Here is a 1,394-nt window from a genome sequence, read left to right as displayed (position 1 = left end):
TGCTAGCGCCGCAGCCCCGACCGAAGCGGTCAAGCCACCCCGCCGGCGTGATCGGGGGCGAACTATGACGGAGCTGCAACTGGCCCTGAACCGTCTGCAACGCGCCAGCAAGAAAGTGTCGATTGCAGCAGTCGCCAAAGAAGCAGGTGTTACGCCCGCCCTGATCCATAACACCTATCCAGACTTTGCCGAACACATCCGCACCGTGCTCAACAAATCGACACGGGCACAGCGCGACGACAAGCATCAGAAATTGCAGCTACAACAGGCGACTACCACCCGGCTCTACAAGGTGATCGCCGACCAAAACAAGGAAATCGTTGATCTGGCGTCGGTGAATGAAGCGCTGAGAGTGGAAATCCGGATACTCAAAGGTATGGTCGAGGGCAAGGTGCTGACCGCTCAGTTCGGGCGAAAGAGCGAGTAGATCTCGCCGCAAGCAAGGCTGAATGGCGTGTGGAAGTTGTTAGTCGAAAATTATCCTGCAGATTCAGTCACTCACAGCCAACTAACTGTTACCACGAATCTGTTCCGATGGAATCGTTCGCACGCGCCGTCGAAATCGTGCTCAAGGACAGCGAACTCAAAGATGCACCCGGCTACTGTCCCACGGCAGCGTTGTGGACTTACGCCGTGCAGCATTGCGGCTACGTCCAATCCCGCCATGCCACCGGACGCGTGCTTGTCACGGCGTGATGCCGCAGTGCTCAAGCCGCCACGCTTTCCAATTCTGACCTTTGACGAGCGGCAACTCTCGCTCGCGTTCGGCAGCGTGATTAACCTCAAGTGGCTGATGCCCGGGGAATCCCTCCTCTCGATCCTGTGGAAATTCGCATGTGCCAATTCGCTGCCCAGCCACATGCTCGTTCAGTTGTTGAGCCCCGAGGTTGACGCGTCTGAAGGCGTGGCGCCGGTGCGCGACGACATCGACCTCATGCGCCTGCGCTGCATCCTCCGCCTCCCCGAGCACATCTTGCGCGTCTCGTTGCTCGAAGCGGCACGCTCAGGTCGGTATCACGCGACATTCCGGTATTGCCGACAGTGCGTAGCGCACGGTTACCACAGTGTGCGGCATCAGCTCGAGGATGAAGATCGCTGCCCGGCGCATCATCAATCGCTCGAAACGCGCTGTCCGCACTGCCGAGGCGAGACGCCTTACCTCGTCAACACCAGCGTGATCGAGGCACCGTTTCGATGCGTCTGGTGCCGTTCACACTTCAGTTATGGGCGTCTTTCGCTCCTCTCGACCACGCCTGCGATGCGCAGGCAGGACCGCATCGCCCTGACTCGCCGATTGCGTCTGCGTTTGGGCAACGGCATCGACGCAGCGGTCGCTCAAGGGCCGATCGCTGCCCCCTTTGTTGACACCTGTACGACGCCAAGCCGGATTGCGG

The 1,394-nt window shown here is 59.7% G+C and carries 3 protein-coding genes; all 3 read left to right on the top strand.

All coding sequences use genetic code 11. The features are described 5' to 3' along the window. Positions 1-427: TetR family transcriptional regulator (locus BMI01S_RS37515; protein ID WP_218002776.1), on the top strand; the 427-nt coding region annotated here is incomplete at its 5' end. A gap of 107 nt (positions 428-534) precedes the next feature. Further along, positions 535-696, top strand: a complete 162-nt coding sequence (locus tag BMI01S_RS41750) for a hypothetical protein (protein ID WP_154671545.1) — start codon at positions 535-537, stop codon at positions 694-696. A gap of 7 nt (positions 697-703) precedes the next feature. Then, the coding region (locus BMI01S_RS37510) for a hypothetical protein (RefSeq protein ID WP_052408504.1) at positions 704-1,394 on the top strand (691 nt) is incomplete at its 3' end.

This window comes from Paraburkholderia mimosarum LMG 23256 = NBRC 106338, assembly GCF_000739815.1.
Classification (GTDB): Bacteria; Pseudomonadota; Gammaproteobacteria; order Burkholderiales; family Burkholderiaceae; genus Paraburkholderia; species Paraburkholderia mimosarum.
The sequence above is the reverse complement of the archived record's forward strand: the minus strand, read 5'-3'. Positions and strand labels throughout refer to the sequence as shown.

Bases quoted from the DNA above. Each gene is read 5' to 3' on its own strand.
- BMI01S_RS41750 (WP_154671545.1), top strand. From the start codon at position 535: ATGGAATCGTTCGCACGCGCCGTCGAAATCGTGCTCAAGGACAGCGAA.